Source organism: Roseomonas sp. TAS13, from assembly GCF_001950415.1.
In the GTDB taxonomy this organism is placed as follows: domain Bacteria; phylum Pseudomonadota; class Alphaproteobacteria; order Acetobacterales; family Acetobacteraceae; genus Roseomonas; species Roseomonas mucosa.
The window spans coordinates 1-6,224 of record NZ_BDLP01000263.1; the positions used below are offsets into that span (position 1 = coordinate 1).

The 6,224-nt window shown below is 71.9% G+C and carries 7 protein-coding genes, 1 tRNA gene and 1 pseudogene; 3 read left to right on the plus strand and 6 right to left on the minus strand.

The features are described from left to right. From ROTAS13_RS17460 to ROTAS13_RS17470, 3 genes are all read left to right on the plus strand, one after another. Positions 1 to 717, plus strand: a 717-nt coding sequence (locus ROTAS13_RS17460; protein ID WP_139323407.1) for a serine hydrolase, incomplete at its 5' end; no start/stop codon positions are given. Positions 718 to 728: 11 nt separating this feature from the next. Next, a complete protein-coding gene (locus tag ROTAS13_RS17465) occupies positions 729 to 1,766 on the plus strand; it encodes a dipeptidase (protein WP_019459742.1) in 1,038 nt (345 codons plus the stop codon). A gap of 221 nt (positions 1,767 to 1,987) precedes the next feature. Beyond that, positions 1,988 to 2,209, plus strand: coding sequence for a hypothetical protein (locus tag ROTAS13_RS17470; RefSeq protein ID WP_126281878.1), 222 nt, complete (start codon positions 1,988 to 1,990; stop codon positions 2,207 to 2,209). Between the two features lie 111 nt (positions 2,210 to 2,320). Here ROTAS13_RS17470 and ROTAS13_RS17475 read toward each other — a convergent pair. The 6 genes and pseudogenes from ROTAS13_RS17475 to ROTAS13_RS17500 form a co-directional block, all read right to left on the minus strand. Continuing rightward, a tRNA-Met gene (locus tag ROTAS13_RS17475) sits at positions 2,321 to 2,395 on the minus strand. A gap of 17 nt (positions 2,396 to 2,412) precedes the next feature. After that, positions 2,413 to 3,513, minus strand: coding sequence for a tRNA 2-thiouridine(34) synthase MnmA (gene mnmA, locus ROTAS13_RS17480; protein WP_075822975.1), 1,101 nt, complete (start codon positions 3,511 to 3,513; stop codon positions 2,413 to 2,415). Next, complete coding sequence (tenA, locus tag ROTAS13_RS17485) at positions 3,513 to 4,256, minus strand: thiaminase II (RefSeq protein ID WP_075822976.1); 744 nt, start codon at positions 4,254 to 4,256, stop codon at positions 3,513 to 3,515. The genes mnmA and tenA overlap by 1 nt, the downstream gene beginning before the upstream one ends. 31 nt (positions 4,257 to 4,287) lie before the next feature. Next, positions 4,288 to 4,605: a ferredoxin family 2Fe-2S iron-sulfur cluster binding protein gene (locus ROTAS13_RS17490; protein ID WP_019459746.1), complete on the minus strand. Its 318-nt coding sequence runs from the start codon at positions 4,603 to 4,605 to the stop codon at positions 4,288 to 4,290. A gap of 11 nt (positions 4,606 to 4,616) precedes the next feature. Then, positions 4,617 to 5,804, minus strand: a complete 1,188-nt coding sequence (locus ROTAS13_RS17495; protein ID WP_019459747.1) for a cysteine desulfurase family protein — start codon at positions 5,802 to 5,804, stop codon at positions 4,617 to 4,619. Then, positions 5,801 to 6,224: pseudogene (locus ROTAS13_RS17500) on the minus strand (cysteine desulfurase); the annotation flags it as partial. The pseudogene ROTAS13_RS17500 and the gene ROTAS13_RS17495, both read right to left, overlap by 4 nt.

A 6,224-nucleotide genomic window follows, 5' to 3' on the forward strand; every position in this document is an offset into this window, starting at 1 on the left:
GCCTTCGCCGGCCCGCGCAACGGCGCCGCCACCTGGCGCATGCTGCTGACCCAGACCAGCGAGTGGGAAGGCACGCTGCACGGCAAGTCCGACGTGCTGGACCGTGGCCGCGACCTGCAGCGCGAGGGCAAGGCACCCAAGGGCTGGGAGCGGCCGCTGGAACCGCCCGGCTCCCACTGGGAATACAACGACGTCCGGGTGAACGCCCTGTCCCTGGCCCTGATGCTGCGCTTCGGCCGGCCGCTGCCGGAGGTCTGGGCGGAGCGGATCATGCACCCGGTCGGCGGCAGCGGGGACTGGTCCTGGGACGGTTACCGCACCGCCTCCGTCACCCTGCCCAATGGGCGCACGGCGCTTTCCGTCCCCGGCGGTACGCATTGGGGTGGCGGCCTCCGCACCCATGCGGAGGACCAGGCGCGACTGGGGCTGCTGATGCTGGCAGGCGGGATCTGGGAGGGCCGGCGCATCTTGCCGCCCGGCTGGGTGGCGGCCAGTGGCACCCCCTGCCCGCTGCACGAGGATTACGGCCTGCTGTGGTGGCTGAACCGCTCCGGCCGCTTCCCGGAGGCCGATCGGGAAAGCCTCTTCGCCCAGGGCGCGGGCGGCAACGTCATCTGGGTCGAGCCGGCGACGCGCATCGTCGCGGTGTTCCGCTGGCTCGACCCCGCCGCCCTGCCCGGGATCATCGCGCGCATCAGCCGCGCCCGCACCATCTGAACGGGACTGCCATGGACGCCCCCATCACCCGCCCCGCCGAAGCGGAAATCGCCGCCCTGCATGCGTCGCTGCCAACGCTGGACACGCATGTGGACATCCCCTGGCCGGACATGCCCGACCCGCATGGCGAGACGCCGCGGCAGGTGGACTTCCCCAAGATGCGGGCCGGCGGGCTGAAGGGCGTGGTCTTCATCGCCTATACGCCACAGGGCCCGCGCACACCGGAAGGCCATGCCGCCGCCGGGGAGCGTGCCGAGGCCATGCTGCGCGCCATCCGCGCCACGGCGGATGCGGAGCACCGCCTCGTCACCACGCCGGACGAGCTGGCGGAAGCGCAGGCCGAGGGCGCCTTCGCCGTGCTGCTGGGCGTGGAGAACGGCAATGCCATGGGGCACGACCTGTCGCGGCTGAAGCTGTGGCGCGATCTCGGCGCCTGCTACGTCACCGTCACGCATGACGGGCACAACGACCTTTCCGATGCCGCCCGGCCCCGGCCCGACCTTGGGGACGGCCCCGCCTTGCATGGCGGGCTGAGCGAGCTGGGCCGGCAGGCGGTGCGGGAGATGAACCGGCTCGGGCTGATGGTGGACATGTCGCACATCGCCCGCAGCAGCTTCTTTCAGGCGGCGGAAATCTCGAAGGCGCCGGTGCTTGCCACCCATACCTGCTGCGCCGCCCTGCGTGCGCACCCGCGCAACCTGGACGACGAGCAGCTCGACATGCTGAAGCAGGTCGGCGGCCTCGCGCAGATCACCGCCGTCCCGGCCTTCCTGCGGGCGCCGGATGCGGATGGCCGGTTCCGCGCCTCCGTGGCCGACATGGCGGACCATGTGGACCATGCGGTGCGCCGCATCGGCATCGGGCATGTCGGGCTGTCCAGCGACTTCGACGGCGGTGGCGGGGTGGAGGGCTGGCGCCATGCCGGCGAGACCCTGGGCCTGACCGCCGAACTGGCGCGCCGCGGCTATGATCGGATGGCGCTGGAACTGCTCTGGTCCGGCAATTTCCTGCGGGTCTGGCGCGCCGCGCTGGCGGTTGCGGAGGCCTAGCGGAAGCCTCCTGGCAGGGATGCCGGGCGCCGGACTCGCGCAAGCAAATGCGACAACGCGGGACCGGCGTTTCGCGCAATTGTGGATTGTTGGAAACTCATAGGTTCATGAACCCTGGGTAGCGGTTTTTTCTTCGTCATCGCTTCACCGGATGTTAATCTTTTCCGCACCGCACCCATTCCCCTTCGGGATATGGCGGAGAGGAGCCCGGCGTTCCCGACATGGAAAATCCGCGTCATCTTACGTTGGTCGATCTCGCGGAGCGGGTCGATCAACTGGCCGCCGAAGCCTTCGAGGCGGACCATTCGGCCGCCACCCTGATCCTGAGCCGCATGGCCAGCCTGCTGCGCGCGCTCGACACGGCAGCGCCTTCCGTGACGATGGCTTCGCTGCATCCCGCGATCCTGGCCCCGGAAAGCGAGCCGGCCCTTATGGCGGGCTGAGGAAGAACGCGCCAAGAGCCGAAGCAGGAGGCCCGCATCTTCATGTTGCGGGCCAGTTGCCGTTTCCGGCACCGGGGCAACGTGTTTTCGAGGATATTCAGGAAGACTGGTTGGTAGCGGCGGACGGATTTGAACCGCCGACCAAGGGATTATGATTCCCCTGCTCTACCGCTGAGCTACGCCGCCAACCGGTGGGCCGCGAATTAGGCCGCCGCGCCGTTCCTGTCAACGGCTGCCCGGCGGATGAATCCACCGCCGAGCACGCGCTCCCCATCATAGAGCACCAGCGCCTGCCCCGGCGCCGCAATCACCGGCAGGTCCGGCGTGACGGCAAGGAAGCCGCGCGCCGTGTCCCAGCGCGCCCGCACAGGCTGCGGCACCTCACGGGCGCGGAACTTCGCCTGCGCGACGAACTCGCCGTCGGGCGGGGGGACCAGCCAATTCACCTCGCCCGCCTCCACCACCGTCTGTGGAATCGCGGCCCGGGGCCCCACCACGACGCGCCGCCGGGTGGCATCCAGGGCCGCCACGTACATCGGCTCCTCGCCGTCACGCGCGGCCGTGCCGAGACCCCGCCCCTGCCCCACGGTGAAGCGCCCCAGCCCCTCGTGGCGGCCCAGCACGCGGCCGTCGAGATGCACGATCTCGCCGGGCTGCGCCGCCTCGGGGCGCAGCTTCGCGACCGTCTCGTGGTAGCGGCCGGCGGGCACGAAGCAGATGTCCTGGCTGTCGGGCTTCTCCGCCACGGCGAGGCCCAGCCGCGCCGCCTCGGCCCGCACGGCGGCCTTGTCGGGCATGGCGCCCAGCGGGAAGCGCGTGAAGGCCAGCTGCTCGCGCGTGGTGGCGAAGAGGAAATAGGACTGGTCCCGCGCCGGATCGACGGCGCGGTGCAGCTCCGCCCCGGATGACCCCTCGATGCGCTGCGCGTAATGTCCGGTCGCCAGGGCCTCGCAGCCCAGGTCCCGGGCGAGGCCGAACAGATCCTGGAACTTCACCGTCTGGTTGCAGCGGACGCAGGGGATGGGGGTTTCACCCCGCGCATAGCTGTTCGCGAAGTCCGCGATCACCGCGTCGCGGAAACGGCTTTCCCGGTCCAGCACGTAATGCGGGATGCCGAGCCGGTCGGCCACGTCCCGGGCGTCGTGGATGTCCTGCCCGGCGCAGCAGGCTCCTTTGCGGGATACGGCGGCCCCGTGGTCGTAGAGCTGCAGCGTGGCGCCGACGACCTCATGCCCGGCTTCCTGCAACAGCCCGGCCACGACGCTGCTGTCCACCCCGCCGGACATGGCGACCAGGATACGCATCAGCCGATCTCCGACAGCGCGCCCTCGGCGGCGATGCCTCCGGTGGCGGGCGCGGCGCGCAGGCCCATGGCCCAGAAATCCGCCTCCAGCCGGGAGGCCTCAGCGAAGGTCCGGGTCAGCAGCGGCAGGCGCGCCTCACCGCCATGGCTGGCGCCCAGCGCGTCCAGCCGCGCGGCCGCGGAACGCGCCAGGGCCTGGTACTCCTCGCCCGCATACATGGCGATCCAGCTCTCATACGGATTGCCGCCGCGGCGCCGGGCAGGGTGCGCCTCGATGCGCAGCGCGATCTCGCCATAGCCCACGGTGCAAGGGGCGAGCGCCACCTCCAGATCCAGGATGTCGCCCGCGAAGCCCCGGTCCAGCACCCAGCGCGTATAGGCGACCGTCTCGGCCGCCTCGGGCCGGGCCAGGATGTCGTCCTCGGACAGATCCCAGCCGGCGCAGTATTCCAGGTGCAGCTGGGTCTCGCCGAGGATGGCGTCCACCGCCGCGCTCTTCTCGCGCATCGCGGCGAGGCTTTCCGCCTTCACCACGGCCAGGGCCTGGGCGCGGGCGAACTGCACCAGGAAGAGATAGTCCTGCACCAGGTAGTGCCGGAAGGCCGGGAGCGGCAGCGTGCCCTCGGCCAGCCCCCGCACGAAGGGATGCCAGCAATAGGCCTCCCATTCCGGCGCCGCCCCCTGGCGCAGGCGCCGGAACAGGCCGCCCGGCGCGCCGTAGGGTTCGATCTGCTGCTGCAGCATCCCGCGACATCCTCCGCCCGCGATGGCGCGCCTACTTGCCCGCCGCCGGCAGCTTCACCACCAGCCCGTCCAGCGCCTCGGACATCACGATCTGGCAGCCGAGCCGGGAGGTTTCCTGCAGGTCGAAGGCGAGGTCGAGCATGTCCTCCTCGTCCTCGGTCGGCTCGGCCAGCCTGGGGAACCAGGCACCGTCCACGATCACGTGGCAGGTCGCGCAGGCGAGGCTGCCCTCGCAGGCGCCCTCGATATCCACGCCATGGCGATGGGCGATCTCCAGCACGCTGAGGCCCAGCGGCGCATCCACCTCGCGCCGCGTGCCGTCACGCTCGATAAACGTCATCTTCGGCATACGGGCCGCTCCTACTCCACCGTCTCGGGGGACATGACGGATGTCCAGGCGCGCGCGAGGGCCGCGGCCGCCAGGTCCACCTCGGCGGGCGAGGTAAAGCGCCCGATCCCCACGCGCAAGCTCGCTCTTGCGGATCCCTCGTCCAGCCCGATGGCCCGCAGCACGTAGGATGGCTCCACCGAGGCCGAGGAACAGGCCGAGCCGGTGGAGACGCAGACCTCCGGCATCGCCGCCATCAGCCGCTGCGCGTCCACGCCGCCGGGAAAGGTGAGGTTCAGGTTGCCGGCCACCCGGTGGCCGCGGCTGCCGTTCACCACCACCCCCGGCACGCGCGCGTTCAGCACCGCCAGGAAACGGTCGCGCAACCCGGCCGCCCGCGCCGCATCCTCCGCGCCCTCCAGCCGCGCCAGGCGCGCCGCCTCGCCCAGCCCGACCACCAGCGGCGCGGCCAGGGTGCCGGAGCGGAAGCCGCGCTCCTGCCCGCCGCCGGACAGGAGTGGCGTCAGCCGAACGCGGGGACGGCGGCGGACATAGAGCGCGCCGATCCCCTTGGGGCCGTAGATCTTGTGGCCGGAAAGCGAGAGCAGGTCGGCCCCGATCGCGTCCACGTCCAGCGGGACGCGCCCGGCAGCCTGGGCCGCGTCGGTGTGGAACAGCGCGCCCGCCCCCTTGGTGATGGCGACCAGCGCGGGCAGGTCCTGCACCACGCCGATCTCGTTGTTCACCGCCATGACGCTGACCAGCAGGGTGCCTTCGTCCACCGCCGCGCGCAGCACCTCCGGCTCCAGCAGTCCGTCCGGCCCGACCGGCAGGACCACCGGCTCGAAACCCTCCGCCGCGAGGTCGCGCACGCTCTCCAGGACGCATTTGTGCTCGATGGCCGTGGTGACGATGCGCCGCCGCCCGCTGCCCTGGGAGGCGGCGAAGCGCGCCGCGCCCTTGATGGCGAGGTTGTTGCTCTCCGTGGCGCCGGAGGTCAGCACGATTTCCCGCGCCTCGGCGCCGACCAGTGCCCCGACCTCCGCCCGCGCCTGCTCCACCGCCGCCTCGGCGGCCCGGCCCATGGCGTGTTCCACGCTGGCAGGGTTGGCGAAGTTTTCCTCCCACCAGGGGCGCATGGCCGCCAGCACCCGCGGATCGACCGGGGTGGTGGCGTGGTTGTCGAGATAGATCGGGCGGTTCGCGGCCGGAGCAATCATGCCGCGAAGATGGGGCGCTCCGCGGCGCGCTGCGAGAGGCGATCCCGCATGGCGGCATAGGCGGCGAGAAAACGCTCCGCCGCATCCTCCTGCGCGTTCCAGGGCAGGGAGACGCGGATGGCGCAGCCTGCCGCCTCGCCCAGCCCCATCGCCTCCAGCACATGGCTGCGCGCCACCTTGCCGGAGGAGCAGGCCGAGCCCGCCGAGACCCGGACCCCGGCCAGGTCCAGCGCGATGACCTGGGTCTCCGCCGGCAGGCCGGGCAGCAGCAGGCTCGCCGTGTTGGGCAGGCGCGGCGCCCCGGCGCCGGGGATGCGGGCGCCGCTGCCCGCCTCGATGGCCTGGCGGATCGGCAGGAGGCGCTCTGCCGCGTGGGGATCGGCGGCCTCCGCGACCGCGCCCAGGCCGGCAATGGCCGGC

Coding starts and splice junctions, on each gene's coding strand:
- ROTAS13_RS17470 (WP_126281878.1), top strand. CDS start 1,988: ATGGAAAATCCGCGTCATCTTACGTTGGTCGATCTCGCGGAGCGGGTC.
- ROTAS13_RS17495 (WP_019459747.1), bottom strand. CDS start 5,804: ATGATTGCTCCGGCCGCGAACCGCCCGATCTATCTCGACAACCACGCC.
- ROTAS13_RS17465 (WP_019459742.1), top strand. CDS start 729: ATGGACGCCCCCATCACCCGCCCCGCCGAAGCGGAAATCGCCGCCCTG.
- tenA (WP_075822976.1), bottom strand. CDS start 4,256: ATGCTGCAGCAGCAGATCGAACCCTACGGCGCGCCGGGCGGCCTGTTC.
- mnmA (WP_075822975.1), bottom strand. CDS start 3,513: ATGCGTATCCTGGTCGCCATGTCCGGCGGGGTGGACAGCAGCGTCGTG.
- ROTAS13_RS17490 (WP_019459746.1), bottom strand. CDS start 4,605: ATGCCGAAGATGACGTTTATCGAGCGTGACGGCACGCGGCGCGAGGTG.